The 26912-nt window shown below is 67.3% G+C and carries 18 protein-coding genes, 3 tRNA genes and 1 pseudogene; 12 read left to right on the top strand and 10 right to left on the bottom strand.

Annotated features, from left to right (window positions below; translation table 11 throughout):
* Positions 1 to 81 precede the first annotated feature (81 nt).
* Entirely contained in the window at positions 82 to 1773 is a 1692-nt protein-coding gene (gene asnB / locus AC2A1N_RS11755; RefSeq protein ID WP_242890246.1) for an asparagine synthase B, read from the top strand.
* 101 nt (positions 1774 to 1874) lie between these two features.
* Complete coding sequence (locus tag AC2A1N_RS11750) at positions 1875 to 3263, top strand: cation:proton antiporter domain-containing protein (RefSeq protein WP_061480193.1); 1389 nt, start codon at positions 1875 to 1877, stop codon at positions 3261 to 3263.
* Between the two features lie 123 nt (positions 3264 to 3386).
* Here the strand turns inward: AC2A1N_RS11750 and AC2A1N_RS11745 are convergent, their stop codons facing one another.
* Complete coding sequence (locus tag AC2A1N_RS11745; RefSeq protein WP_242890249.1) at positions 3387 to 5714, bottom strand: penicillin acylase family protein; 2328 nt, start codon at positions 5712 to 5714, stop codon at positions 3387 to 3389.
* A gap of 123 nt (positions 5715 to 5837) precedes the next feature.
* Here AC2A1N_RS11745 and bfr point away from each other — a divergent pair, with 123 nt between their 5' ends.
* Entirely contained in the window at positions 5838 to 6326 is a 489-nt protein-coding gene (bfr, locus tag AC2A1N_RS11740) for a bacterioferritin (protein WP_005415872.1), read from the top strand.
* 421 nt (positions 6327 to 6747) lie between these two features.
* Here bfr and parC read toward each other — a convergent pair whose 3' ends face one another.
* Positions 6748 to 8991 (bottom strand): DNA topoisomerase IV subunit A, encoded by a 2244-nt coding sequence (gene parC, locus AC2A1N_RS11735; RefSeq protein WP_061480666.1) that lies wholly within the window; start codon positions 8989 to 8991, stop codon positions 6748 to 6750.
* Between the two features lie 59 nt (positions 8992 to 9050).
* Complete coding sequence (locus AC2A1N_RS11730; RefSeq protein WP_180884620.1) at positions 9051 to 9932, bottom strand: helix-turn-helix domain-containing protein; 882 nt, start codon at positions 9930 to 9932, stop codon at positions 9051 to 9053.
* Between the two features lie 172 nt (positions 9933 to 10104).
* Between AC2A1N_RS11730 and emrR the strand changes: the two genes are divergently transcribed.
* The 4 genes from emrR to emrB are packed head-to-tail and all read left to right on the top strand — an operon-like array spanning position 10105 to position 14828.
* Positions 10105 to 10548 carry a multidrug efflux system transcriptional regulator EmrR gene (emrR, locus tag AC2A1N_RS11725; RefSeq protein ID WP_005415875.1) on the top strand — a complete coding sequence of 148 codons (444 nt, stop codon included), beginning with the start codon at positions 10105 to 10107 and terminating at the stop codon, positions 10546 to 10548.
* Positions 10545 to 12038 carry a multidrug efflux transporter outer membrane subunit EmrC gene (emrC, locus tag AC2A1N_RS11720; RefSeq protein ID WP_242890252.1) on the top strand — a complete coding sequence of 498 codons (1494 nt, stop codon included), beginning with the start codon at positions 10545 to 10547 and terminating at the stop codon, positions 12036 to 12038. Before emrR ends, emrC begins: the two co-directional genes overlap by 4 nt.
* Positions 12039 to 12049: 11 nt before the next feature.
* Positions 12050 to 13231, top strand: coding sequence for a multidrug efflux MFS transporter periplasmic adaptor subunit EmrA (gene emrA / locus AC2A1N_RS11715; RefSeq protein WP_021204129.1), 1182 nt, complete (start codon positions 12050 to 12052; stop codon positions 13229 to 13231).
* A 7-nt stretch (positions 13232 to 13238) separates the two neighbouring features.
* Entirely contained in the window at positions 13239 to 14828 is a 1590-nt protein-coding gene (gene emrB, locus AC2A1N_RS11710; protein WP_134969116.1) for a multidrug efflux MFS transporter permease subunit EmrB, read from the top strand.
* Positions 14829 to 14985: 157 nt separating this feature from the next.
* On the opposite strand, the gene AC2A1N_RS11705 is transcribed toward emrB, so the two are convergent.
* Both AC2A1N_RS11705 and AC2A1N_RS11700 read right to left on the bottom strand, forming a co-directional pair.
* Positions 14986 to 15070: transfer RNA gene (locus AC2A1N_RS11705), tRNA-Leu, on the bottom strand.
* Positions 15071 to 15120: 50 nt separating this feature from the next.
* Positions 15121 to 16020: a LysR family transcriptional regulator gene (locus AC2A1N_RS11700; protein ID WP_242890255.1), complete on the bottom strand. Its 900-nt coding sequence runs from the start codon at positions 16018 to 16020 to the stop codon at positions 15121 to 15123.
* 99 nt (positions 16021 to 16119) lie between these two features.
* Here AC2A1N_RS11700 and AC2A1N_RS11695 point away from each other — a divergent pair, with 99 nt between their 5' ends.
* Positions 16120 to 16866: a sulfite exporter TauE/SafE family protein gene (locus AC2A1N_RS11695; RefSeq protein WP_242890258.1), complete on the top strand. Its 747-nt coding sequence runs from the start codon at positions 16120 to 16122 to the stop codon at positions 16864 to 16866.
* A 56-nt stretch (positions 16867 to 16922) separates the two neighbouring features.
* Here AC2A1N_RS11695 and AC2A1N_RS11690 read toward each other — a convergent pair.
* Positions 16923 to 17007, bottom strand: a tRNA-Leu gene (locus AC2A1N_RS11690).
* A gap of 161 nt (positions 17008 to 17168) precedes the next feature.
* A tRNA-Leu gene (locus tag AC2A1N_RS11685) sits at positions 17169 to 17253 on the bottom strand.
* A gap of 365 nt (positions 17254 to 17618) precedes the next feature.
* Here AC2A1N_RS11685 and rnr point away from each other — a divergent pair.
* From rnr to rlmB, 3 genes and pseudogenes are all read left to right on the top strand, one after another.
* Positions 17619 to 19847, top strand: a pseudogene (gene rnr / locus AC2A1N_RS11680) (ribonuclease R); the annotation flags it as partial.
* A gap of 94 nt (positions 19848 to 19941) precedes the next feature.
* Positions 19942 to 20424 (top strand): GFA family protein, encoded by a 483-nt coding sequence (locus AC2A1N_RS11675; protein WP_242892850.1) that lies wholly within the window; start codon positions 19942 to 19944, stop codon positions 20422 to 20424.
* Between the two features lie 94 nt (positions 20425 to 20518).
* Entirely contained in the window at positions 20519 to 21262 is a 744-nt protein-coding gene (gene rlmB / locus AC2A1N_RS11670) for a 23S rRNA (guanosine(2251)-2'-O)-methyltransferase RlmB (RefSeq protein ID WP_005408775.1), read from the top strand.
* Positions 21263 to 21344: 82 nt separating this feature from the next.
* On the opposite strand, the gene AC2A1N_RS11665 is transcribed toward rlmB, so the two are convergent.
* Genes AC2A1N_RS11665 through AC2A1N_RS11655 form a run of 3 tightly spaced genes read right to left on the bottom strand, consistent with a single transcriptional unit; the run spans position 21345 to position 25977 of the window.
* Positions 21345 to 22784 (bottom strand): efflux transporter outer membrane subunit, encoded by a 1440-nt coding sequence (locus tag AC2A1N_RS11665; RefSeq protein WP_242892852.1) that lies wholly within the window; start codon positions 22782 to 22784, stop codon positions 21345 to 21347.
* Positions 22781 to 24739, bottom strand: coding sequence for a MacB family efflux pump subunit (locus tag AC2A1N_RS11660; protein WP_242892854.1), 1959 nt, complete (start codon positions 24737 to 24739; stop codon positions 22781 to 22783). Before AC2A1N_RS11660 ends, AC2A1N_RS11665 begins: the two co-directional genes overlap by 4 nt.
* On the bottom strand, positions 24736 to 25977 hold the full coding sequence (locus AC2A1N_RS11655; protein WP_242892862.1) for an efflux RND transporter periplasmic adaptor subunit: 1242 nt from the start codon (positions 25975 to 25977) through the stop codon (positions 24736 to 24738). The genes AC2A1N_RS11660 and AC2A1N_RS11655 overlap by 4 nt, the downstream gene beginning before the upstream one ends.
* A gap of 204 nt (positions 25978 to 26181) precedes the next feature.
* On the opposite strand from AC2A1N_RS11655, the gene AC2A1N_RS11650 reads away from it, so the two are divergent.
* Entirely contained in the window at positions 26182 to 26910 is a 729-nt protein-coding gene (locus AC2A1N_RS11650; protein WP_005415886.1) for a response regulator, read from the top strand.
* Positions 26911 to 26912 lie beyond the last annotated feature (2 nt).

Here is a 26912-nt window from a genome sequence, read left to right as displayed (position 1 = left end):
CCCGGGCGCAGCCCCACCCGGGCCTGGATGGCCGGTCGAACACCCTCCCACCCGTGAAATTCCCCCAACAGGAGCTCCCCCATGTGTTCGATCTTCGGAATCTTCGGCCTGCAGGCCGGTGACGATCTTCCGGCCCTGCGCCGCCATGCGCTGGAACTGTCGCAGCGCCAGCGCCACCGCGGCCCGGACTGGAGCGGCGTGTATCTTGACGAAGGTGCGCTGCTGGTCCACGAGCGGCTGGCCATCGTCGACCCGGCCGGCGGCTCGCAACCGCTGCTGTCGGCCGACGGCCAGCTGGCGCTGGCGGTCAACGGCGAGATCTACAACCACCAGCAACTGAAGGCCGCACTGACCACCGCCTATGACTTCCAGACCGGTTCGGACTGTGAAGTGATCAATGCGCTGTACCGCCAGGGCGCTTCGCCGGCGCAGTGGCTGGAGCAGCTCAATGGCATCTTCGCGTTCGCGCTGTGGGACCGTGGTGCCGGTCGTGTGCTGGTGGCGCGCGACCCGGTCGGCGTGGTGCCGCTGTACTGGGGCCACGATGCCCAGGGACGTCTGCGAGTGGCCTCGGAAATGAAGGCACTGGTCGATACCTGTGCCGACGTCGCCCAGTTCCCGCCGGGCCACTATTTCGACAGTGCCAGCGGTGAGCTGGTGCGCTACTACCAGCAGCCGTGGCGCGACTACGCTGACGTGCAGGGTCGCCAGGCCGATCTGGCCGAGCTGCGCATGGCCTTCGAGCATGCGGTGGAACGCCAGCTGATGAGCGATGTGCCGTACGGCGTGCTGCTGTCTGGTGGCCTGGACTCGTCGCTGGTGGCGGCGGTGGCCGCGCGCTATGCGCGCCGTCGCATCGAGGATGGGGGGCAGACCGAAGCCTGGTGGCCGCGCCTGCACTCGTTCGCGATCGGCTTGAAGGGCTCTCCCGATCTGGCCGCCGCTGCAATCGCCGCCGAAGCGCTGGGCACCGTGCATCACGGCTTCGAGTACACGTTCGAGGAAGGCCTCGATGCGCTGCCGGAGGTGATCCGCCATATCGAAACCTACGACGTCACCACCATCCGCGCATCGACGCCGATGTTCCTGCTGGCACGGCGGATCAAGGCAATGGGGGTGAAGATGGTGCTTTCCGGCGAGGGCAGCGACGAGATCTTTGGTGGCTACCTGTATTTCCACAAGGCGCCGGATGCGCGTGAATTCCACGACGAACTGGTACGCAAGCTCGACGCGCTGCACAACTACGACTGCCTGCGCGCCAACAAGTCGATGATGGCCTGGGGCGTGGAGCCGCGCGTGCCGTTCCTCGACCGTGAGTTCCTCGATGTGGCGATGCGCTTCGATGCCGCACACAAGATGGTCGGTGCCGGTTTTGGCGGCCGCCGTATCGAGAAGGCCGTGTTGCGCGAGGCGTTCGACGGCTACCTGCCGGACAGCATCCTGTGGCGGCAGAAGGAACAGTTCAGCGATGGCGTTGGCTATGGCTGGATCGACGGGCTGAAGGCGCATGCCGAAGCTCAGGTGAGCGACCGTGTGCTGGCAGCGGCCGACAAGCGCTTCCCGCACAACCCGCCGCAGACCAAGGAGGCCTACTACTACCGTCATCTGTTCGAGCAGTTCTTCCCGAGCCGTGCGGCCGCCGAGACCGTGCCGGGTGGCAAGTCCATCGCCTGCTCGTCGCCGGCGGCGATCGCTTGGGATGCCAGCTTCGCCGCAGCTGCAGATCCGTCGGGGCGCGCGATCGCTGGCGTGCACGAGCAGGCACTGGCGTAAGCCCCGAAAAAGGGACGGAGGGGGGCCGGGGCGCTTGTGCCACTAACGACTTAATCCCCTCCGTCCCCTTTTTGTATGATCGCCCCCCTGCACATTGGGGAATGTTCATGGACGTACACAGCGGGGGCCCGGCGCCACCGACGAAGTGGGGATGGCGCTACCTGGCCTGGGCCGGGGTCCCGCTGCTGGCTGGCGTGCTGCTGGCCCGTTATGCCGGGCCGGCGGCGCCCGAGGCTGTTGCCCGCGCTACGGCCACGGCCGAAGCCACCTGGGTGCAGCATCTGGCGTCGCCGCTGGGCCTGTTCCTGCTGCAGCTGCTGGTACTGCTGCTGGTGGCCAAGGGCGCGGGGGCGCTGCTCAAGCGCATGGGACAGCCGGCGGTGATCGGCGAAATGGCCGCCGGCCTGATGATGGGCCCATTGATGCTCGGCAGCCTGTTGCCGCCGCTGCATGGAGCCCTGTTCCCGCCCAGCTCGCTGGGCCCGCTGGGCATGCTCAGCCAGTTGGGTGTGCTGATGTTCCTGCTGGTGGCCGGTGCCGAGCTGGACCTGGCGGCGCTGCGTGGACGCCGGCGTTTTGCCTTTACGGTCAGCCATGCCGGCATCGCGGTGCCGTTCGTGCTTGGCGTCGCCCTGGCGATCTGGCTGTACCCGCAGCACGGTCCGCAGGGCGTGGGCTTCACCGCATTCGCACTTTTCGTTGGCATATCGATGAGCATCACGGCCTTCCCTGTGTTGCTGCGCATCCTTGCCGACCGCGGTATCACGCAGGCGCCACTGGGGCAGACCGCGATTGCCTGCGCTGCATTGGGTGATGCCACCGCGTGGTGCCTGCTGGCGCTGATCGTGGCGGCTGCACAGGCCAGCGGATGGCTGCCGGCCAGCCTCAACCTGCTGTGCGTAGTCGCCTTCGTGGCGCTGATGCTGGGGCTGGTGAAGCCGTGGTTCGCCCGCCAGCAGATCGCGCCGGGTGGTGAGGGACGCTGGCTGCTCGGCATCCTGCTGCTGTCGCTGGCCAGTGCCCTGGTCACCGAGATGCTCGGCATCCATGCGCTGTTCGGTGCGTTCGCGGCTGGCGTGGCGGTGTCGTCAAATGTGCAGTTGCGCGAGCTGCTGATGGCGCGCGTCGAACCGTTCGCGGTGACGCTGCTGCTGCCGCTGTTCTTCGCCATGACCGGGCTGCGCATGCGCGCCGATACGCTGCAGGCCAGCGATGCCCTGTTGTGCGTGGTGGTGATCGCGGTAGCCACGACCGGCAAGCTGCTGGGCACCTTCAGTGCCGCACGCAGTGCCGGCATGCCCACCCGTGAGGCATGGCGGCTGGGTGCACTGATGAACACCCGTGGCCTGATGGAGCTGATCGTGCTCAACCTGGGTTACGAACTTGGCCTGCTCGGTGACCGCCTGTTCGCGGTGCTGGTGATCATGGCGCTGGTGACAACGGCGATGACCGGGCCAGTGCTGAACCTGATCGAGCGGCGTAGAAGCTGACCCGGTAGCGCCGCGCGGGCATTCTGTAGAGCCGAGCCCATGCTCGGCTCCGCGCCAGAAGCAGCCGAGCATGGGCTCGGCTCTACAGCGTGCAGCGCACCCTCGGGCATGTGGGTGCCGCCGTCAGCGCGCCGGCACCAGCGTCATGGTGTGCTGCGCCTTGCCCGGCAGGAACGGCGTCGGCCGGCCATGCACCCAGTCTTCGTGGCCGGCACCCCAGTAGGGCGACAGTGGATGCCCACTCTGGCCGCCGGGCATGTGCACGATGCCGTCCGCCTCGTGGCCCGGTGAAACCACCATGCGCTCGGAAGCGCCGAAGTTCGGCGTCTGCACGCGCGGCATGTCGCGGTCGCCGGGCAGGCGGTTGGCCGGCATGCACAGCCAGCGTTTGGCGATGTCCGGAAGCGCCCGTGCGATGGGATGGCAGATCGCCGCGGTATTGCGTTCGCCCCAGCTGCGTTTGGCCAGCGGTCCCTGCCTGGTCAGCTCACTTTCGGTACGGCGTGCGGCGTCGATCAGCAGTGCATCCCAGCTGTCGAAGGCCGGTGGCAGCAGATTGGCCGGCCGCTGCTGCAGCATCGGCCAGGCCACGCCTTCCAGCTGCGCCAGTCGCGGCTCCAGATAGTCATCGCCCAGCTGCGCATTGGCCGGTGCCAGCAGTGCATCGGACAGTGTTGCCATCACCTGCGTACGGAACTCGCGCACCACCCGGTAGCTGACCGAGCTAGCCGAGGCACGGCCGTCCCATTGATGGCTGACTTCCTTCAAACGCTTCAGTACAGGGTCGTCACTGCGCTCGATGACGTCGTGCAGCAGGGCCCACCAGCGCTGCAGGAACACCGCGCGATCGTCGAGCTGGATCGCCAGCAGGTCGTGCTCGTCGAAGCGCTCCTGGATCGCCAGCAGGTCACGGATCTGCCGCGCCCGCGCACCCAGGTCATAGCCGCCGTTGCCGACGCTGGCCAGTGCCTCGCCGTCGAGGACGCGTCCATTGGCGGTCCACAGGCGATGGTTGGGGGGGGCGATCAATGCCGGCGAGGCATCGCTGCGGATCGGCCACGGCGCGCAGCCCTGGTTGCTGGCGGCATTGAAGCCGGCCGGTGCACAGCCGGGGCCGCGGTCCGGGCGAGCGCCGATCAGGCGCCAGGCAATGCGCCCGCTGCGATCACCGACCACCAGGTTCTGTGCGGGGATGCCGGCACGGTCGGCGAAGTGCAGTGCACCGTCGAGGTCACCGGCGCGGGCCAGGTCAGCGAAATCCAGGCGTACGGCACCGGGCAGGTGTGCGACCCAGCGTAGGGCGTCGCCACTGCCATCGGCATGGGTATGCAGGATCGGCCCCCAGTCGGTTTCGCGCACCGCGAACAGCACGTCGGCCTGGCCGGCCACGGCGATGCGCTCTTCGTGCACGGTCACGGCGGCGCTGGCCGGTTCCGTGCGATAGTCCGCCGTGTCGATGTAGCTGTTGGTGAAACCCCAGGCGACGTGCCCGTTGCTGCCGACGATCACGGCCGGAAGGCCCGGCAGCGAGAAGCCGGTGACGTCGACCTGGCCGCCAGCGGCCTGCGGGTCGGGATAGCGCAGGCGCACGCGGAACCACAGGCTGGGTGCGCGCAGGCCAAGGTGCATGTCGTCGGCAACAATGGCGCGGCCGTCGGCGGTGAGCGCACCGCCTACCGCGAAGTTGTTGCTGCCGACGGCGTCGGCTTCTTCCTGCCCGGTGCCCGGCGTTCCCTTCAGCGTGCGCAGGTCCAGCTGGCTGGCATCGGGCAGCGTGGCGTTGCCGGTCGGTTCGCCGAACAGCGGTGCATCCCATTCAGTGCCGTCGTGGGCGATCAGTGCGTACAGCGCCGACGGCACCACCGCGCGGATGCGGCTCAGCGCAAGCTCGGTCTGGTTGCCGGGATCCTGCAGGTCGGCGTACATGGCCAGCCCGGTCAGCACGCTGTCGCTGGCCTGCCAGGGCTGCGGTGACTGCCGCAGCAGCAGATAGGCCCACGGGCGCACGGAGAGATCGGCCAGGCCCTTGTTGACGCCATCCACGTAGGCGCGCATGGACGCGCCGTTGTCGCCCAGTGCGGCCTGCAGATTCGCCTCGGTGCGTGCTCGCAGCCGGTGCACGCGCATGCGCTTGTCGGCGTCGATGGCCTTCGGCCCGAACAGCGCCGACAGCTCGCCAGCGGCACTGCGGCGCATCAGGTCCATCTCGAAATAGCGCTCCTGCGCATGCACGCGGCCCAGCGCGCGCATCGCATCGGTCTGGCTGCCGGCCGTGATGGTGACCACGCCCAGCGCATCGCGCTCGATGGTGACCGGCTTGGCCAGGCCCGGCAGTGGATGCTCGCCGTCCAGGTCGGCCAGGCTGCCGCGCAGCAGCAGCCACAGGACCAGTGCGGTGATCAGCACGATGGCGATCACTACGCCCAGCATCCAACGCCATGTACGTCGCATCGCACGTCCTTTCCGAACTCGTGGGCCGATTGTAGCCGCAGGCGCAACTGCGACTGATTCCGATTAGATCACCGTATTCTGAAATGCGGCACCCTATGCCGCATCGATTCACAGGAGCCCCCCATGAAAGGCAACCCGGACGTCATCGCCTGCCTGAAGGAACTGCTGCGCGGCGAGCTCGCTGCCCGCGACCAGTACTTCATCCATTCCCGCCGCTACGAGGATCAGGGCCTGTTCGCACTGTACGAGCGCCTGAACCACGAGATGGAAGAGGAAACCCAGCACGCCGATGCGCTGCTGCGCCGGATCCTGTTCCTGGGCGGCGACCCGGACATGCGCCCGCATGCCACGGAGCCGGGCAAAACCGTCGAAGAGATGCTGCAGAAGGATCTCGACACTGAATACGCCGTTCGGAACAATCTCGCCGCCGGCATGAAGCTGTGCGAGGAGAAGGGTGACTACGTGAGCCGCGACATCCTGCTGGCGCAGCTGAAGGACACCGAAGAAGACCATGCCTGGTGGCTGGAACAGCAGCTGGGCCTGATCAAGCGCATCGGCCTGGAGCTGTACCAGCTGAGCAAGATCGACGGCAGCGGCGCCCCGGCGCACTGAGCCGGCACCGCTTTTTGTAGAGCCGAGCCAATGCTCGGCTGCCTCGCTTCATGTAGAGCCGAGCCATGCTCGGCTGCTGTTGGATCCGAGTCGAGCCCGGCTCGACTCTACAAAAGTTCTGTCGCCCGCCAGCACCGGAGCACCGCCAGCCAGCCTTCGCCCGCCAGCCGCTCCACCGCCCGCCAGCCGACAACGAAAAAGCCGGGGAATGCCCCGGCTTTTTCGTGTCCGGGGTCAGATCCGTTTTCGACGAAAACGGCTCTGATCCCATTGGGATGGAAATCGCCAACCGAGGTTGGCGTGTACCGGGGTAATGCGTGTCAACCAAGGTTGACACCCACCTCAACCAAGGTTGACACCTGCCAGGGGCGGTGTCCGGGGTCAGAGCCCGTTCCGTTGGAACGGGATCCGACCCCGGCCTTCACTCCACCGACAACCCTTCCACCTTCTGCCAGCCGCGCGGCAGCAGGTGGCCGCGGGTGGCGCGGGCGCCGAGGTAGGCGTCGAGCTCGTTGAACTTCAGCCCCATCGTGCGCTGGCCGGCGCGTACCTGCAGGGTCTGCCCCGGGCTGATCGCCACGATGGCGACCACGCGTTCGGTGGCGAGCTTGGCCTTCGGGATCTCGATGATCTTGTTGCCCTTGCCCTTGTCCAGTTCCGGCAGGTCGTTGGCGGCGATCGCCAGCAGGTTGCCGGAGCTGGTCACTGCCACGATGCGGTCGGTGGCGACGTTGGCCACTGCCGACGGGGTCAGCACCGACGAACCGGCCGACAGGTTCAGCATCGCCTTGCCGGCCTTGTTGCGGCCGATCAGGTTCTCGAAGCGGGTGACGAAGCCATAACCGTGGCTGGAGGCCAGCACGAAGCGGGTGTCCGGCTCGGCGCTGGCCAGGGTCACGAAGCTGGTGCCCGGTGCCGGCGAGAAGCGGCCGGTCAGCGGTTCACCATTGCCACGCGCGGAGGGCAAGGTGTGCACCGGCGTCGAGTAGGCGCGGCCCTCGCTGTCGAGGAACGCGACCTGCTGGGTGCTGCGTGCGCGCACCGCGCCCTGCAGTCCGTCGCCTTCACGGTAGGACAGGGCAGATGCATCGACGTCGTGGCCCTTGGCGGCACGGATCCAGCCCTTCTCCGACAGCACCACGGTCATCGGCTCGCTCGGCACCAGCTCGGTCTCGTCGATGGCCTGCGCCGCCTGACGCTGCACCAGCGGCGAACGGCGTGCGTCGCCGAACTTCCTGGCGTCGGCGGTCAGTTCGTCGCGGATCAGCTTCTTCAGCTTGGCCTTGCTGTCGAGGATGCCGAGGATCTTCTCGCGCTCCTTGGCCAGTTCATCCTGCTCGCCGCGGATTTTCATTTCCTCCAGGCGGGCCAGCTGCTTCAGCTTGGTTTCCAGGATGTACTCGGCCTGTTCCTCGGACAGGCCGAAGCGCGCGATCAGCGCGGCCTTCGGCTCGTCTTCGGTACGGATGATGTGGATCACCTCGTCCAGGTTGAGGAAGGCGACCAGCAGGCCTTCCAGCAGGTGCAGGCGGCGCTCGACCTTCTGCAGGCGGTGCTGCAGGCGGCGGGTGACGGTGTTGCTGCGGAAGGTCAGCCATTCGCTGAGCAGCATCTTCAGGTTCTTCACCTGAGGACGGCCGTCCAGCCCGATCACGTTGAGGTTGACGCGGTAGCTGCGCTCCAGGTCCGTGGTAGCGAACAGGTGGCCCATCAGCTGGTCGGCGTCGACCCGGTTCGAACGCGGCACCAGCACCACGCGCACCGGGTTGGCGTGGTCGGATTCATCGCGGATGTCTTCCAGCCACGGCAGCTTCTTGGCGCGCATCTGTGCGGCGATCTGCTCGATCACCTTCGACGGCGACACCTGGAACGGCAGCGCCGTGATCACGATGTTGCTGGCTTCCCTGGTGAAGGTCGCGCGTGCACGCACGCTGCCGTTGCCGGTCTCGTAGATGTTGCGCAGGTCATTGGCCGCGGTGATGATCTCGGCGCTGGACGGGTAGTCCGGGCCCTGCACGTGTTCGCACAGGTCGCGCACGCTGGCGTCGGGGTTGTCCAGCAGGTGCAGCAGCGCGCTGACGATCTCGTTGAGATTGTGCGGCGGCACGTCGGTGGCCATGCCCACGGCGATGCCGGTGGTGCCGTTGAGCAGCAGGTGCGGCAGCCGCGCCGGCATCCAGGTAGGCTCCTGCAGGGTGCCGTCGAAGTTCGGTGCCCAGTCGGTGGTGCCCTGGCCCAGTTCGCCCAGCAGCACTTCGGCGATCGGGGTCAGCTTGGATTCGGTGTAACGCATCGCCGCGAACGACTTCGGGTCGTCACTGGAGCCGAAGTTGCCCTGGCCCTCGATCAGCGGGTAGCGGTACGAGAACGGCTGCGCCATCAGCACGAGTGCTTCGTAGCATGCACTGTCGCCGTGCGGGTGGTACTTACCGATGACGTCACCGACGGTGCGTGCGGACTTCTTCGGCTTGGACGCGGCATTCAGGCCCAGCTCGCTCATCGAATAGATGATGCGGCGCTGCACCGGCTTCAGGCCGTCGCCGATGAACGGCAGGGCACGGTCCAGGACCACGTACATCGAGTAGTCGAGGTAGGCGCGTTCGGCGTACTCGCGCAGCGGCAGTTGTTCGAATCCGTGGAACACGGGGCGGGCAAGTTCGGTCATGCGGCGTTGTTACCTATGTCGGGAGGCGGCGACGGTGGCCGCCGCTCGCAATCCTGTGATTATCCGGATGCGGCGGGGGATGCCAAGCCGCGCGCAGGGTCCAGCCCGGTTTCCAGGCCGTGGCCGGCCCGCGCCAGGTAGCGCCCCGGTGGCAGCCCGAAGTGGCGGCGGAACACGGTGACGAAGGCGCTGGCGCTGCTGAAGCCCAGTGCGTGGGCGATGTCGGCGACGCTGCGGCCATCGGTCAACTGGCGCAGGGCTTCGGAGAGCCGGGCCTGCTGCCGCCACTGAGCGAAGCTGAGCGTGGTCTCGTCGCGGAAGTGGCGGGTCAGGCTGCGCGGTGACAGGCCGGCCCAGTGCGCCCATTCGGCCAGGCTGCGTTCGTCGGACGGGTCGGCCAGCAGCTGCGAGGCGATCTTCAGCAGGCGCCGGTCATGCGGCATCGGCAGGTGCATGCGCTGGCGTGGCGCTGTGCGGATCTCGTCCACCAGCACCTCGATGATGTGCTGGCGTTCGGAGGTGGTGTCGTAGCCCGGTGGCCAGTCACAGATGCGCTCGGCGAGCGCCTGCGCCAGCTTGGACAGGCCCAGCACGCAGGGATCGGAGGGCAGGGTGGCACAGACCGGAGCTGCCAGCGCCATGCCCCAGCCACGCAGGGGGCCGTCGAGGGTGACCGTGTGCGGCTCCAGCGGCGGCATCCAGCCGGCCGAGCCCGGCGCCAGCGACCAGGTGCCGTGCGAGGTACGGGTGGTCAGCAGGCCGCGCTCGACGCAGATCAGCTGCGCGCGCTGGTGATGATGCCAATCCACTTCACGGACCAGCCCTTGCGGGCTGTCGAAGCGGAAACCAACCACCGGGGGACCGTCGTTGCGCTCGAACCAGTCCAGTGCTTCGTCCCTGAGCAGGCGTTTGGGGGTAGGGATTTCTGCCTTGTTCATCATGTCTGCTGGCTGAAATGTGTCATCCATTGGCTGGATTGTACTACCGGGCCACCTGACCAGGTCATTAAGGTAGGCGCCTTCACTGATCCAGCCCACTGCTGCAACACAGCATTCGATGCCAGATCGAATATTTCCATTGAGAAATATTTTTTTTGGAAGAGAATGCTCCCCCATGATCTGTCCTGCAACCACTCCCCCCAGCTTCGGCCTGCTGCTGCGCCAGGTGCGCGACGGCCTGGTCCGCCAACTCGACGCGTCCATGGCTGAAGAAGATCTGGGCATCGGCTTCACCCACTACATCGGGTTGAAGGTGCTTTCGAACATGGCGCCGTGCACCGCCAACGAACTGGCCCAGGCCATCGATCAGGTGCCCAGCGCGGTGACCCGGCTGCTGGACAAGCTCGAAGCGCTGGGCTGCGTCCGCCGCGAACCGCATGCGCAGGACCGGCGGGCATTGCAGATCGTGCTGACCGACGAAGGCCGCGCGCTGTGGGCGCGCTTGAAGCTGCGTGGCGACGCGGTGATGGATTACGCCCTGCGTGATCTTTCCGCCGACGAGCGCACGCTGCTGCTGTCCCTCCTTACCCGAATCCGCGATTCACTGACGACCCCATGAACCCGATCCCGCATTCCACTTTCCGCCGGTCCGGGCGCGCGCTGCTGGTGTCAGCGCTGGCCCTGGCCCTGGCCGCCTGTGCCAGCAGTCGTGGCCTCAACCCGCAGGGCCACGTGCTTGACGTGGACAGCCTGCACAGCGAACGCACCCTGGCCGACACCGACCTGAGCGCCACTGGCTTCCCGGCGCAGGACTGGTGGAAGGCACTGGGTGATGCGCAGCTGGACGCGCTGGTCGCAGAGGGCCTGGCCGGCCACCCGAGCCTCGACGCCGCCGATGCGCGCCTGCGCCAGGCCCAGGCCCAGGTCGGTACCGCACGTGCCGACGAACTGCCGAGCCTGTCGGTGTCCGGTGGCTACACCGGCCTGCGCCTGCCCGAATCGATGGTCGGCAGCGAGATGGGCGGCCGTTACGGCGGCAGCAGCCAGGTTGCCTTCGACTTCAGCTACGGCGTGGACCTGTGGGGCGGCAAGCGCGCCGCCTGGGAAGCCGCCGTGGACGGCGCCCACGCCGCCACCGTTGAAGCGCAGGCCGCGCGCCTGAACCTGTCCACTGGCATCACCCAGGCCTATGCCGACCTGGCCTACGCGTGGCAGCTCAACGACGTGGCCGAGGAAGAGCTGAGCCGTTCGCAGAAGTCACTTGAACTGACCCGCCAGCGCCGCAGCGCCGGCATCGACAGTGATCTGCAGGTGCGCCAGGCCGAGGCCCGTGTGCCGGCCGCGCAGCAGCAGGTGCAGGCCGCCCAGCAGCGCATCGACGCCGCCCGCACCGCGCTGGCCGCGCTGGTCGGCAAGGGCCCGGACCGTGGCCTGTCGATCCAGCGCCCGCGGCCGCTGAATCCGGTGGCACTGCAGCTGCCGGGCGTGCTGCCCAGCGAGCTGCTTGGCCGCCGCCCCGACATCGTCGCCGCACGCTGGCGTGTGGAAGCGGCCGACAAGCAGATCAAGGTTGCCAAGACCAAATTCTACCCGAGCTTCAACCTGACCGCGCTGGGCGGCGTGGTCGCCCCGAATGTGGGCGACCTGCTGAAGAGCAGTTCCACCTTCGCCTACATCGGCCCTGCGCTGAGCCTGCCGATCTTCGAAGGCGGCAAGCTGCGCGCCAACCTGGCCAATACCGATGCGCAGTACGACCTGGCGGTGGCCAACTACAACCAGACCGTGCTCGATGCGCTGCGTGATGTGGCCGACCAGGTCAACGCGGTGCGCTCGCTGGCACAGCAGGCGCAGTCGCAGCAGCAGGCGGTGGACACCGCACGCGCTGCCTTCGACCTGGCCCAGCAGCGCTACCGCGCCGGCATCGGCAGCTACCTGGACGTGCTGACCGCGCAGTCCACCCTGCTGCAGTCGCAGCAGCAGCTGGCCGGCCTGCAGTCGCAGCAGGTGCAGTCCTCGGTGCGCCTGAGCAAGGCGCTGGGCGGTGGTTTCCAGCCCACTGACGCCGACCGCGCACCGATCGCCTCCCATTCCGATTCCTCGCATTCCTGAAGATCTCCGACATGAGCCAGACCCAAGACACCGCGGCCCCGGCCGCCCCCAACCGCCGCGGCAACCTGCTGCGCGGCCTGTTCGTGATCGTCGTGCTGCTGCTTGCCGCTTTGGCGCTGTGGTACTTCATGTTCGGCCGTTGGTTCGAAGAGACCGACGATGCCTACGTGCAGGGCAACCAGGTGCAGATCACCCCGCTGGTGGCCGGCACCGTGGTCGCCATCAATGCCGATGACGGCATGCGCGTGGAGCGCGGCCAGCTGCTGGTGCAGCTGGACCCGTCCGACACCGCAGTGGCGCTGCAGCAGGCCGAAGCCAACCTGGCCAAGACCGTGCGCCAGACCCGCGGCCTGTACCGCAGCGTGGAAGGCGCGCAGGCGGACCTGAACGCCCGCCAGGTGACCCTGAAGCGCGTGCGCGAAGACTACGCCCGCCGCAAGGACCTGGCCGCCACCGGCGCCATCTCCAACGAAGAACTGGCCCACGCCCGCGACGAGCTGGCCGCGGCCGAAGCGGCCGTGGCCGGTTCGCGCGAGACCGTCGAGCGCAACCGCGCGCTGGTCGACGACACCGTGATCGCCACCCAGCCGGACGTGCAGGCCGCCGCTGCGCAGCTGCGCCAGGCCTTCCTCAACAACGCCCGCGCCGGCATCGTTGCACCGGTCTCCGGTTACGTCGCCCGTCGTTCGGTGCAGGTCGGCCAGCGCGTGCAGCCGGGCAATGCCCTGATGGCCGTGGTGCCGACCGAGCAGATGTGGGTCGAGGCCAACTTCAAGGAAACCCAGCTGCGCCACATGCGCCTGGGCCAGGAAGTGGAGCTGAAGTCGGACCTGTACGCCGGCGACGTGAAGTACAAGGGGCGCATCCAGAGCCTGGGCCTGGGCACCGGCTCGGCGTTCTCGCTGCTGCCGGCACAGAACGCCAGCGGCAACTGGATCAAGATCGTGCAGCGCGTACCGGTGCGCATCGCCATCGATGCCAAGCAGCTGGCCGAGCACCCGCTGCGCATCGGCCTGTCGATGAAGGCCGAAGTGAGCCTGCGCGACCAGAAGGGCGAAGTGCTGCCGAGCACCCCGGCCAAGGGCACGGTGTTCGACACCGACGTGTATGCCAAGCAGCTGCATGATGCCGACGAGGTGATCCACACGATCATCCAGGGCAACCTGCCGCAGCAGCAGGCGAAGGTGGGCTGAGGTCGTCATGTCCGCACAAGCTCCAGCCGCGCCCGGCGCTCCGGGCGCACCGGCGGCGCCGGCTGCGGCCTCCGGGTTCCTGCCGCCCAGCGTCGCCCTGTGCACCGTAGGCCTGGCGATGGCGTCGTTCATGCAGGTGCTCGACACCACCATCGCCAACGTCTCGCTGCCGACCATCGCCGGCAACCTCGGCGCCAGTTCGCAGCAGGCGACCTGGGTCATCACCTCGTTTGCGGTCAGCACGGCCATCGCGCTGCCGCTGACCGGCTGGCTCAGCCGCCGTTTCGGCGAACGCAAACTGTTCGTCTGGGCGACCCTCGCCTTCGTCATCACCTCGCTGCTGTGCGGCCTTGCGCAGAGCATGGGCATGCTGGTGGTGTCGCGTGCGCTGCAGGGCTTCGTGGCCGGCCCGATGTACCCGATCACGCAGTCGCTGCTGGTCTCGATCTATCCACGTGAGAAGCGCGGGCAGGCATTGGCACTGCTGGCGATGATCACGGTGGTGGCGCCGATCTGCGGCCCGATCCTCGGTGGCTGGATCACCGACAACTACAGCTGGGAATGGATCTTCCTGATCAACGTGCCACTGGGCATCTTCGCCGCTCTGGTGGTGGGCAACCAGCTGAAGGGACGCCCGGAGCAGATCGAGAAGCCGAAGATGGACTACGTCGGCCTGATCACGCTGGTGATTGGTGTCGGCGCGCTGCAGCTGGTGCTCGACCTGGGCAACGACGAGGACTGGTTTTCGTCGATGAAGATCGTGGTGCTGGCCTGCGTGGCGGTGGTGACGCTGACGGTGTTCCTGATCTGGGAACTGACCGACAAGGATCCGATCGTCGACCTGAAGCTGTTCCGGCACCGCAACTTCCGTGCCGGCACGCTGGCGATGGTGGTGGCCTATGCGGCGTTCTTCAGCGTGGCGCTGCTGATTCCGCAGTGGCTGCAGCGTGACATGGGCTACACCGCGATCTGGGCAGGCCTGGCGACTGCGCCGATCGGCATCCTGCCGGTGATCATGACGCCGTTCGTGGGCAAGTATGCGTCGCGCTTCGACATGCGGATGCTGGCCACCGTGGCCTTCATCGTGCTGTCGATGACCAGCTTCCTGCGCTCGAACTTCAACCTGCAGGTGGACTACATGCACGTGGCCGGCGTGCAGCTGATCATGGGCATTGGCGTGGCGCTGTTCTTCATGCCGGTGCTGCAGATCCTGCTGTCGGACCTGGATGGGCGCGAGATCGCGGCGGGCTCCGGCCTGGCGACGTTCCTGCGCACGCTGGGCGGCAGCTTCGCGGCCTCGCTGACGACGTGGCTGTGGGCGCGGCGTACCCAGGTGCACCATGCCGACCTGACCGAGCACATCTCGGCCTATCAGCCGGGCATGCAGGAGCAGGTCACTGCAATGGGGCGGGGCGACCTGCAACATGGCGCGGCGGTACTGAACAACATGATCAATCACCAGGCATCGCAGATGGGTTTCAACGACATCTTCTTCCTGCTGGGCTGGATCTTCCTGGCGATCATCACCTTCCTGTGGCTGGCCAAGCCGCCGTTCGGTGCAGGCGCGGGTGCGGCGTCCGCGGGCGGTGGGCATTGATCGACCATTGGCGTTGAAACGCAGAAAACCCCGCCGCAAGGCGGGGTTTTTCTTTTGGTAGATCCACGCCATGCGTGGATGGATCCCGAGGTCGTGTGGGTTCCCGAATCCCGGAAACGAAAAAACCCGCTTTCGCGGGTTTGATCATCTTGAGTCGTGGTGCCCAGGAGAGGACTCGAACCTCCACGGTTTTACCCGCTAGTACCTGAAACTAGTGCGTCTACCAATTCCGCCACCTGGGCGACTCAGGAGAGGAATTGTGCGGCACGGCAGAGAGTGTGTCAACAACATTTCACACTTTTTTCTGCGGTTGCACGCCCAGGTGGTGCAGCAGGCTGCGCATCGCCGGTGACAGCTGCGCCCACCCGGCGAAACAGGCACACAGGCGGCGTTGTGCCCACGCATCGGCAAGCGGCACCGCAACGGTATGCGTACTGCGTCGATGCTGGCGCGCGATGCTCCGCGGCACGATGCCGACACCGATGCCGTGGCCGACCATGATGCAGACACCCTCGAAGGTCTTCATGCGGATGCGCACATCGAGGCGGCGCCCGATGTCGCGGGCCTGGTCTTCGATGTAGATCTGAAGCGCATTGCCATCGGCGAGGGCAACGAAGGTCTCGCCGGCGGCATCGGCGAAGGTCACGCTGCGCAGTGATGCAAACCGGTGATCGGCAGGCAGCAGCATCACCAGCGGATCTTCGGCCACCACATGCTGCTGCAGGCCGGCAGCGTCGACCGCATCACTGATGATGCCGGCCTCGGCCTGGCCAGCGTTGATCGCACGCACGACTTCGGGGCTGGTGCGCTCCAGCAGTTCCACGTGCAGGCGCGGGCGTTCGGCCAGCCACGGTGCCAGCCGCGAAGGCAGATAGTTGGTCAGCGCAGCGGTGTTGGCATACAGGTGCAGGGTGCCACGCGCGCCGTGCGCGAATGCCTGCAGCTCGCCGCGCAGCTGCGCCTGCTGTTGCAGGATCAGGCGTGCATGGTGGGCGAGGGCGGCGCCGGCTTCGGTCAGGCTGACGCCACGCGGGTGCCGGTTCAACAACGCGGTGCCGGCGTCGGCTTCGATCGTGCGCAGGCGTTCGCTGGCTGAAGCCAGTGCCAGGTTCGCCTGCGTTGCGCCGGCCGTGATGCTGCCCGCCTCGGCAATCGCCAGGAACAGCCGCAGGTCGGCAATGTCCATCCGCATGTGATGCCCTCGTCGCAACGCCCGAGCCTTCGGGTCAGCCGAAGGGTGGGCCGGGAAGACCGCATTGTGCGCCGGGCGACGGCCCGATCCAATGAAGGCATGAATGAATCGATGTACTTCTATGTGCTGCTGGTGGTGGTGTTCGTGCTGGCCGGCGTGGTCAAGGGCGTGACGGGCATGGGGCTGCCGACGGTGGCGATGGGCCTGCTCGGTGGCGCGCTGTCGCCGGTGGCGGCGGCGTCGATGCTGTTCATCCCGACCTTCGTCACCAATGCGTGGCAGCTGCTGTCCGGGCCGTCACTGGGCCACATCGTGCGGCGCCTGTGGCCGATGATGCTGGCCGTGGTGGTGGTGACGCTGGGTTCGGCAGCGCTGCTGGTGCGGGTCGATCGCACTGGGTCGCGCGTTGCCCTGGGCCTGGCGCTGGTGGTCTATGCGGCCTATGCGCTGCTTGCGCCGGTGTTCCGCGTGCCGCAGCGGCGCGAGCGTTGGCTGGGGCCGCTGGTGGGGGCGTTGTCGGGCGTGGTGACTGGCGCCACCGGCGTGTTCGTGATGCCGGCCGTGCCGTACCTGCAGTCGCTGGGGTTGCAGCGCGAAGAGTTGGTGCAGGCGCTCGGGTTGGCGTTCACCGTGTCGACGATTTCGCTGACCACCGGCCTGGTGCTGCACGGTGCGTTCGGCATCCAGCAGCTGGGGCTGAGTGCACTGGCGGTGCTGCCGGCGCTGCTGGGCATGTGGTTGGGGCAGGTGATCCGGCAGCGCATCAGCGCACGGGTGTTTCGGGCGTGCTTCCTTGGCTTCCTGCTGCTGCTCGGCCTTGAGCTGGTGCTGCGGCCATTGTTCTGATGCCAAATTCCCGGCATGAAAAAACCCGCTTTCGCGGGTCTTTCTCATTCTCGACGTGGTGCCCAGGAGAGGACTCGAACCTCCACGGTTTTACCCGCTAGTACCTGAAACTAGTGCGTCTACCAATTCCGCCACCTGGGCGTCGAGGAGCGAGATTATGGGGTGTCGTTATGGGGGTGTCAACACCTTTTGCAGCGCCGGGGTCGGATCCCGTTTCGCTTGCGAAAGGGGCTCTGACCCCAGGGCCAGAGCGCCGGATCGCAGGCAAAAAAAATCCCCGCCGAAGCGAGGAGTTTTTTCGTTGGTGCCCAGGAGAGGACTCGAACCTCCACGGTTTTACCCGCTAGTACCTGAAACTAGTGCGTCTACCAATTCCGCCACCTGGGCGTTCCAGAGGCGCAATTGTGAAGATGAATCCGGGAGCTGTCAACGACTTCCTGAAATTATTTCATCCAACGCCTCCAGGGCGGGCGCTGACCCGTTCTGCACGCCATCAACGGCTACCATGTAGGGCGATGACTACCAAAAAACCAAGCAAGGGCGGGAGCAAGTCCCGCAGCCAAGGCCCGAAGAAGGGCCCGAAGGCGGGCGCAGCCCGCACCACCAAGCCGGGCAAGCCGCTGCCAGGCTGGTTCCCCGAATTGAATGAAGGCGGTAAGCCGCCGCGCGGCCGCAAGGTCCGCACCGCTGATGCGGCAGCACCCGGCCCGGCCCCGGGCCGCAAGCTGCCGCCGACCGGCAAGGTGATCGACGATCCCTATGCCGCCCGCGAAGCCGAGAAATACGAACAGCCCATCGCCAGCCGCGAGGCCATCCTGGCCCTGCTGGAGCGTTGCGAAGGGCCGCAGACCGCCGAGGAACTGGGCGCACGCCTGGGCCTGACCGCCCCGGACCGTGCCGAAGCACTGTCGCGCCGGCTCGGCGCCATGGTCCGCGATGGCCAGCTGGTGCAGAACCGCCGAGGCGGCTTCGCCCCGATCCAGACCCTGAACCTGGTCACCGGCGTGGTGATCGCCAACCCGGAAGGATTCGGTTTCCTGCGTCCGGTCGAGGGCGGCGACGACCTGTTCCTGCCGCCGTATGAAATGCGCAAGGTCATGCACGGTGACAAGGTGCTGGCCCGCGTGACCGGCATCGACCACCGTGGCCGCCGCGAAGGCAGCATCGCCCGCGTGCTGGAGCGCGGCATGACCCGCCTGATCGGCCGCTTCAGCGTCGAGATGGGGATCAATTACGTGGTACCCGATGACAAGCGCGTGCAGCGCAACGTGCAGGTACCGCCGGACCAGACCGGGGGCGCGCGTGATGGCCAGCTGGTGGTCTGCGAACTGACCCAGGCCCCGGACAGCCGCCGTCCGCCGATCGGCCGCATCATCGCCGTGCTCGGCGACAAGCTGACCGCATCGCTGGTGGTGGAGACCGCCATCCACGGTCACGAGCTGCCGTTCGAGTTCCCGCAGGAGGTGCTGGATGAAGCGGCCTCGGTGCCGCTGGTGGTCGAACCGGCAATGATCGGTGACCGCGTCGATCTGCGCAGCACGCCGCTGGTTACCATCGATGGCGAGGATGCCAAGGACTTCGACGACGCGGTGTACTGCGAGCCGAATGCCGACGGTTTCCGCCTGGTGGTGGCCATTGCCGATGTTTCGAACTACGTCCGCCCCGGCACGCCGCTGGACGAGGAAGCGCAGAAGCGTGCGACTTCGGTCTACTTCCCCGGCTTCGTGGTGCCGATGCTGCCGGAGACCCTGTCCAACGGCATCTGCTCACTGATGCCCAAGGTCGACCGCATGTGCTTCGTCTGCGACATGCAGATCGACCGCGAAGGCCTGGTCACGCATTCGCGCTTCTACGAGGCGGTGATGAACTCGCACGCGCGCCTGACCTACACCCAGGTGTGGAAGGCGGTGGGCGAGGACGATGCCGATACCAAGGCCTGGATGGGTGACCTGCTGCCGCAGGTGCAGCGCCTGCACCAGCTGTACAAGGTGCTGTCCAAGGCGCGCGCCAAGCGCGGTGCCATCGAGTTCGAAAGCAGTGAAGTGCGCTTCGTGCTGGACAACCGTGGTGAAGTCACCCAGGCCGGCATGCTGGTGCGCAACGACGCGCACAAGCTGATCGAGGAATGCATGATCGCGGCCAATGTGGAGGCGGCGAAGTACCTGCTGTCGCGCCATGTGCCGGCCCCGTACCGCATCCACGAGAAGCCGCCGGAAACCAAGTACGCCGACCTGCTGGAATTCCTCAAGGAGTTCAAGCTGAGCCTGCCGCCGTGGTCGAAGGTGCGCCCCGGTGACTACACCAAGCTGCTGAAGAAGATCCGCGACCGCCCCGATGCGACGCTGCTGGAGTCGGTGTTGCTGCGCAGCCAGAGCCTGGCGATCTACAGCCCGGAGAACCACGGCCACTTCGGCCTGGCGCTGGAGGCCTACGCGCACTTCACCTCGCCGATCCGTCGCTATCCCGACCTGCTGGTGCACCGCGCGATCAAGCATGCGCTGTCCGGCAAGCCGCTGGACAAGTTCACCTACAACGCCCGCGAGATGGCCGCGCTGGCGCTGCAGTGTTCCGAGCGTGAGCGCCGTGCCGACGAGGCCGAGCGCGAGGTCGACGAGCGTTACCGCGCGGCGTGGATGGAAAAGCACGTGGGCGGCCAGTTCGACGGCGTGATCAGCGGCGTGACCAGCTTCGGCCTGTTCGTCGAGCTGGACGAGTCGAAGGTACAGGGTCTGGTCCATGTGACCCAGCTGCCGCAGGACTATTACAAGTTCGACGCGACCCGCAAGACGCTGACCGGCGAGCGCCGCGGCGGCAGCTACCGGCTGGGTGACCGCGTGCGCATCCTGGTGCTGAAGGCCAGCATGGAAGAACGCAAGATCGACTTCCGCCTGGTGGAACACAAGGGTGAGGACGAGGGCGATGGCCTGCCGCCGCTGCCTGAGCGGGGCAAGCCGGCCAAGCGGAAGAAAGAGAAATATTGATGACCGTGGTAGTGCCGGCCGCTGGCCGGCATCCATGGCACCCTCGGCACCGACGGGTTGCCGGCCAGCGGCCGGCACCACCAGGAGACATCGCATGCAAGGCCAACCCGAATACAGCGGCGGCTGCCAGTGCGGCGCGATCCGCTTCCACGTGCGTGGCACGCTGACCGACAGCTCGATCTGCCACTGCCGCATGTGCCAGAAGGCCTTCGGCGCCTACTACGCGCCGCTGGTGTCGGTACGCGGTGTGCAGTTCAGCTGGACCCGCGGCCAGCCGCGCTATTTCCAGTCGTCCAACGTGGTGCGGCGTGGCTTCTGCGCCGACTGCGGCACGCCATTGACCTACGAAGCGCCCGATGGCGTGGCGGTGGCTGCCGGCGCGTTCGACGAACCCGAACGCCTGCCACCGACGATCCAGTACGGGGTCGAACGCAAGCTGCCCTTCGTCGACAGCCTGGCCAGACTGCCGGTTCGGCGTACCGAGCAGGACATCGCGGCCCTGGACTTCCTGGCCACGATCGTGTCCCACCAGCACCCCGACCACGACACGCCGCACTGGCCACCGCGCAGCCGGTGAGGTTTGTGTAGAGCCGAGCCCATGCTCGGCTGCCTTGAAGCGCGGCCGCCGCCGATGCTCTACCATAGCCACCCCCTTTCCGGTCCCCGCCCGCATGAGCAAGAACAGCCAGTGGATCGTCGGCGTCAACGCCGTCGCCTCCTCCATCGAGAACGACGCCGAGAACGTCCGCGAAGTGCTGGTCGAGGCCGGAGCGAAGAACCCGCGCCTGACCGAGATCGAGGAAAACGCCCGCCGCAAGGGCATCGACGTGCGCAAGGTGAACAGCCAGGCGCTGGACGGTGTGGGCGGCTCGGTGCGCCACCAGGGCGTGGCCGCGCGCTATGCCGCCGCCCGCACCTACAGCGAGAACGAGCTGGAAGGCCTGGTCACTGCGGCCGAGGGCAAGGCGCTGCTGCTGGTGCTGGACGAGGTGCAGGACCCGCACAACCTGGGCGCCTGCCTGCGCTCGGCCGCTGCGGCCGGTGCGACTGCAGTGATCATCCCCAAGGACAAGTCGGCCACGGTCAACGCGACCGTGCGCAAGACCTCGGCCGGCGCCGCCGACCTCATCCCGGTGGTGGCGGTAACCAACCTGTCGCGCTGCCTGAAGGACCTGCAGAAGCAGGGCGTGTGGATTTATGGCCTGGCCGGCGAAGCCACCGCGTCGCTGTACCAGCTGGACCTGAAGGGCAACATCGCGCTGGTGCTGGGCGGCGAAGCCGACGGCCTGCGCCGCCTGACCCGCGAGAACTGCGATGGCCTGGTCAAGATCCCGATGCCGGGCGAGATCGAGAGCCTGAATGTCTCCGTCGCCGCCGGCGTCAGCCTGTTCGAGGCCGTGCGCCAGCGCGGCTGATCTGTAGAGCCGAGCCCACGCTCGGCTATCGCATACCCGATCAGGAAAGCAGCCGAGCATGGGCTCGGCTCTACAGAAGCCGCTACCCCGCGCTGCCACCCAGTGCCTTGAACAGGGTCACGTCGTTGTTCAGCTGGCCCTGGCGCACGCGCGCCAGCGACAGCTCGGCATCGCGCCGGGTCTGCTGCGCTTCCAGCCAGGTGCGCAGATCGGTAGCACCCACGCGATAACGCACTTCCTGCGCGCGCTCCACTTCCACCGCTTCCTCGTACGAAGCCTGCGAGGCAGCGACCTGGCGCGCCAGCTGCTCGCGCGCGGACAGGGCGTTGTCCACTTCCGAGAGCGCGGTGTACAGCGTCTTGCGGAAATTGGTCGCGGCGATCTGATAGCTGGTGCCGGCGATATCGGTATCCAGCTGCGCGCGCTGCAGGTTGAGGAATGGCAGCGAAAGGCCGGCACCCAGCGTGGCCACCGGATTGCGCAGTACATCGCCCAGCGAGGCCGCACTGGAACCGAGGCTGCCGGTCAGGCTCAGCGCCGGGTAGTACTGGGTGGCGGTGACCCTGATGGTCTTCAGGCTGTTGCGCAGGCGGAGTTCTGCCGCACGCAGGTCGGGGCGGCGGCCGAGCAGATCGGCCGGCAGCCCCTCGACAATGCGCGGGCTGCGTGCGCCCAGCAGGTCCTGCGGTTCGTCCTGTTGTGGCCAGGGCGTGCCGTCCAGCAGCACGGCCAGTGCGTTGCGCACCTCCACCCGCTGCTGTTCCAGCGCGCTCTGCGAGGCGCGCTGCGATTGCAGGTTCTGCAGCGCCTGGCGCACTTCCAGGCGCGATACCGCACCGGCGTCGAAGCGGGCCTGCACCAGTTCGCGGGTGCGCTCCAGACGCTCCAGGTTGGCCTGGCCGGTGGCGATCGACTGGTTCAGGTAGGCCAGGTTCCAGTACTGGGTGATGGTGTCGCTGATCACCAGCAGGGCGGTATTCTGCCGGTCTTCCTCGCTGGCTTCGGCTTCCCAGCGGGCGATGTCGCGCTGGGTGCGCAGGCGTCCCCACAGATCCACCTCCCAGCCCAGCGATACGCCGGTGGAGTAGCTGCGGCGCCATTCGTCGGCCTGGTCGGTGGCGCGGCTGGCATTGCCGCTGACGCCCGATGACGAAGGCTGCGGCCACAGCGCGTTGCTGGCCAGGCCGGCCTGCAGGCGCGAACGCTGCACGGCCAGGCCGGCGGCGGCCAGGTCGCTGTTGGCGGCCAGCGCCTGCGCCACCAGGCGGTCCAGGCGCTCGTCGCCGAAGCCGGTCCACCAGGTGTCCTGGCGGATGTCGTGGCCCGGTGTGTCCAGGCTGCTGCGCGGGTCGCCGGCCGGTGCGTTGAGGGTGGCATCGCCACGCCCATACTGGGCCGCCACGTCGGGATCGGCCACCGGATAGCGGCCGACAGAGGCGCAGCCAGACAGGGCGAGCAGAACGGCACCCGCCAGCAGCCGGCGCGAGGGGGCAGGGAAGGGCAGTCGGGTCATCATCTTCATTCGCGTGCCAGGGCCTCTACCGGGTCAAGCTGCGCGGCATTGCGCGCGGGCAGGAAGCCGAACGCCACGCCGATCAGGGTCGAGCAGGCGAAGGCGGCAACAATCGAGGCGGTGGAGAACAGCACCTGGAAGTCGCTGGCGAAGCGGCCGATCATCGAGCCCAGCAGCAGGGCCAGGCCGATGCCGAGCACGCCACCGAGCAGGCACACCAGCACCGCTTCGATCAGGAACTGCTGGCGGATATCACTTTGTCGTGCACCGACGGCCATGCGCACCCCGATCTCTCGGGTGCGCTCGGTCACCGACACCAGCATGATGTTCATCACGCCGATGCCGCCGACCAGCAGCGCGATGGCGGCGATGGCGCCGATCAGCAGGGTCATCGTGCGCGTGGTCTGTTCGATGGTGTCGCGGATCTCCGCGCTGTTGCTGAGGAAGAAATCCTCGGTGCCGTGGCGCATCGTCAGCAGGCGGGTGATCGCTTCCTGAGCGGCATCCATCGGTGTGTTGTCGTCCACGCGCACGGTGATGCTGGAGACATGGCTCTGGCCGAGCATGCGCGACATCACTGTGGTGTAGGGCACCCACACGCTGAGGCTGGTGCTGCCACCGAAGCCGAAACTCTGGCGCTTGGCCACGCCGACCACGCGTGCCGGCACGTTGCCGAGCAGGATCACCTGGCCGACCGGGTCGACATCGGGGAAGAACTGGGTCTGGGTGTTTTCGTCGATCACCGCCACCTGGCCGAGGCCCCTCACGGCATCGGCATCGAAGAAGCTGCCACCGAGCAGAGTCACGCCCTTGACCCGGAAGAACTGCTCGCCGACGCCGCTGACCTGCGCAGTGGAAGACTGGTTGCGGTAGCGCGCGGTGACCGAGGTCGACACGCTGGGGGTGGCGCTGTCCACGTAACTCTGCTTCGCCAGTGCGTCGGCATCGCTGGCCTTGAGCGTCTGCACCCGCGCCGAGCGCATGTCGCCGAAACCGCGGCCGGGGTAGACGTCGATGGTATTGGTGCCGAGCGCGCTGATGTTCTGCAGGATCTGCTGCTGCGAGCCGTTGCCCAGGGCCACCACCGAGACCACCGAGGCGATGCCGATGATGATGCCGAGCATGGTCAGGAAGGTGCGCAGGCGATGGGCGTTCATCGCCAGCAGCGCCATGCGGAACGCTTCGGTGAAGCGGTCGCGGGCCGCCCGCCAGCTGTTGCCGTGGGCGACGCCGGTACTGGCTTCGCGCTGGGCGCGGTAACTCGGCGCATCCGGATTGGCGCGGTCGGCGATGATCTCGCCATCGCGGATCTCGATGATGCGCTGTGCGTGCCGGGCCACGCTCATGTCGTGGGTGACGATGATGATGGTGTGGCCTTCGGCATGCAGTTCGCCGAGGATCGCCATCACTTCCTCACCGGATTTCGTATCCAGCGCGCCTGTCGGTTCGTCGGCCAGGATCACCTCGCCGCCGTTCATCAGGGCGCGTGCGATCGACACGCGCTGCTGCTGGCCACCGGAGAGCTGGCCTGGCTTGTGATGCATGCGGTCGCCCAGCCCCAGTCGCCGCAGCAGTTGCTCGGCACGCGCGTTGCGCACTGGCCCGGGACTGCCGGCGTAAACGGCCGGCACTTCCACATTGCCGCGCGCGTCGAGGTCGCCGAGCAGATGGTAGCGCTGGAAGATGAAACCAAAATGCTCGCGGCGCAGTTCGGCCAGTTCGTCCGGCTCCATCTTTCCGGTTTCGCGGCCGGCCACCTGGTAGCTGCCGCGAGTGGGACGGTCAAGGCAGCCGAGGATGTTCATCAGCGTCGACTTGCCCGAGCCGGACTGGCCGACGATGGCGACCATCTCGCCGGCGTGAATGTCGAGATGGACGTCGCGCAGCACGGCGATCACATCGTCGCCGGCCGGGAATTCACGTCGCAGGTCGCGCAGGCGCAGCAGCGGCGCCGTCGTGCTCATCGGCGCCCCATGCCCGGGCCGCCGACCCGCATCTGCATGCCGCCGCGGTTGCCGCCGCCGGCGCTGGCACCGGCCGCAGCGGCTTCGCCGACCACCACGCGCTCGCCTTCCTTCAAGCCGGACAGGATCTCGGCCGAGGCGCCGTTGTTGATGCCCACGGTGACCTTGCGCGGCTGCGGCTGGCCCTTGTCGTCCAGCACCCGCACCATCCGCTCATCGCCACGGCGCTTCGGTCCCAGTGCCACCGCCGGCACCATCAGCACGCCCTTGGCCTGCTTGAGCAGCACCGAGACCTGCGCGGTCATGTCGATGCGCAGCGTGCCGTCCGGGTTTTCCACATCAAACAGCGCGTTGTAGTAGACCGCACTGCTGGAACTGGAACTGGACGAACTGCTGGAGCTGGAGGAGCTTTCGTTGGCGATCGAGGCCGGCGCCGGATTGATCTGGCGCAGCGTGGCGTGATACTTGCGGTCCGGGTCGCCCAGGGTGGTGAAGTACACCGGCATGCCGGGCTTGATCTTGACCACGTCGGCCTCGGAGATCTCGGCATTGACGGTGACCACGTCCAGCCGCGCCAGCATGACGATGGTCGGTGCGGTCTGGTTGGCGTTCACGGTACGGCCTTCCTCGGCCACCACCGCGACCACGGTGCCGTCCATCGGCGCGGTGATGCGGGTGTAGGCCAGGTTGGCGCGGGCGGTGCCCAGCTCGGTTTCGCGGCCCTTGATCTGCGCCTCGTAGGACTGCAGCTGGGCGCGGGCGGTCTTCAGCTGTGCTTCGGCGGCATCGTATTCCTGGCGCGAGGTGGCCTCGGCGGCCAGCATCTGCTGCTGGCGCGCGAACTCCAGTTCGGCCTGGCGCAGGGTGGCCTGCTGCACTGCGCGCTGGGCGGTGACCTGGTCCAGCGAGGCCTGCGCGTTGAGCACCTGGTTCTGCTGGGTGGTGGCATCGATCTCGGCGATCAGGTCGCCTTCCTTCACGGTGTCGCCCAGCTGTACCTTCAGCGATTTGATCTGGCCCGAGGCCTGCGCGCCGACGCTGACCAGCTTGTAGGCGTCGATCACGCCAGTGGCATCCACCGTTTGTTCGATGTCACCGCGGCTGACCGGCGAGGTTGCCACCGCCGGGGCGGCGGGCTTGCGCAGCAGCCACCAGCCGGTCGCGGCGACGATCAGGGCGAGCAGGGCGATCAGCATCAGGCGACTCCGGCGGGTCGCTGGCAGCAGGCGGAACGTCACGTCGTGGCTTCACTCTCGAGGCCGCGAAGGCGGCGTTGGTGGGCATTGTGAAGACCGGGCGATGGACGGCTCAATCCTCGGGGTATGTCTGTATGTAACACTGTCGGTGAACAGGCGTAACCACAGGTATCCCGCCCGCGGGTGGATACACTGGTACGCATTGCCCCGGATGCGGTTCAGCTGCCGACACGGGATGATCGCGACATGGAGACTGAAAACCCGATGCATCGACTGCTGATCGTCGACGACGACAACGACATCCGCACGCTGCTGGCCGAGCAGCTCGGCCGCGCCGGCTACCAGGTGAGCACTGCGGCCGATGGCACCGCCATGCGCCAGCTGCTGGACCGCGAGCACGTGGACCTGATCGTGCTGGACCTCAACCTGCCGCGCGAGGATGGTCTGACCCTGTGCCGTGACCTGCGTGCGCGTTCCAACACGCCGGTGATCATGCTGACCGCGCGCGCCGAGCCGATCGACCGCGTGCTGGGCCTGGAAATGGGCGCCGACGACTACCTGGCCAAGCCGTTCGAGCCGCGCGAGCTGCTGGCGCGCATCCGCAACGTGCTGCGCCGGACCGAGGCGCTGCCGGCCAACCTGGAACCGCTGGCGGTACGCCGCGCGCGTTTCTCGCGCTGGGTATTCGACCTGGAGCATCGCCACCTGGTCGATCCGGATGGCCGCGTGGTGGTGCTGTCCGGCGCCGAGTTCCGCCTGCTGCGGGTGTTCATCGCCCACGCCAACAAGGTGCTGTCGCGCGAGCAGCTGGTCGCGCTCAGCAGTGGCCGCAACTACGAGGCTCAGGACCGCGCGATCGACCTGCAGGTCAGCCGCCTGCGCAACAAGCTGGGCGACGATGGTGGCCCGGATGGACTGATCAAGACCGTGCGCAACGAAGGCTACGTGCTGGCCTCGTCGGTCAACCTGGAATAAAC

This window comes from Stenotrophomonas maltophilia group sp. SKK55, from assembly GCF_057179845.1.
The sequence above is the reverse complement of the archived record's forward strand: the minus strand, read 5'-3'. Positions and strand labels throughout refer to the sequence as shown.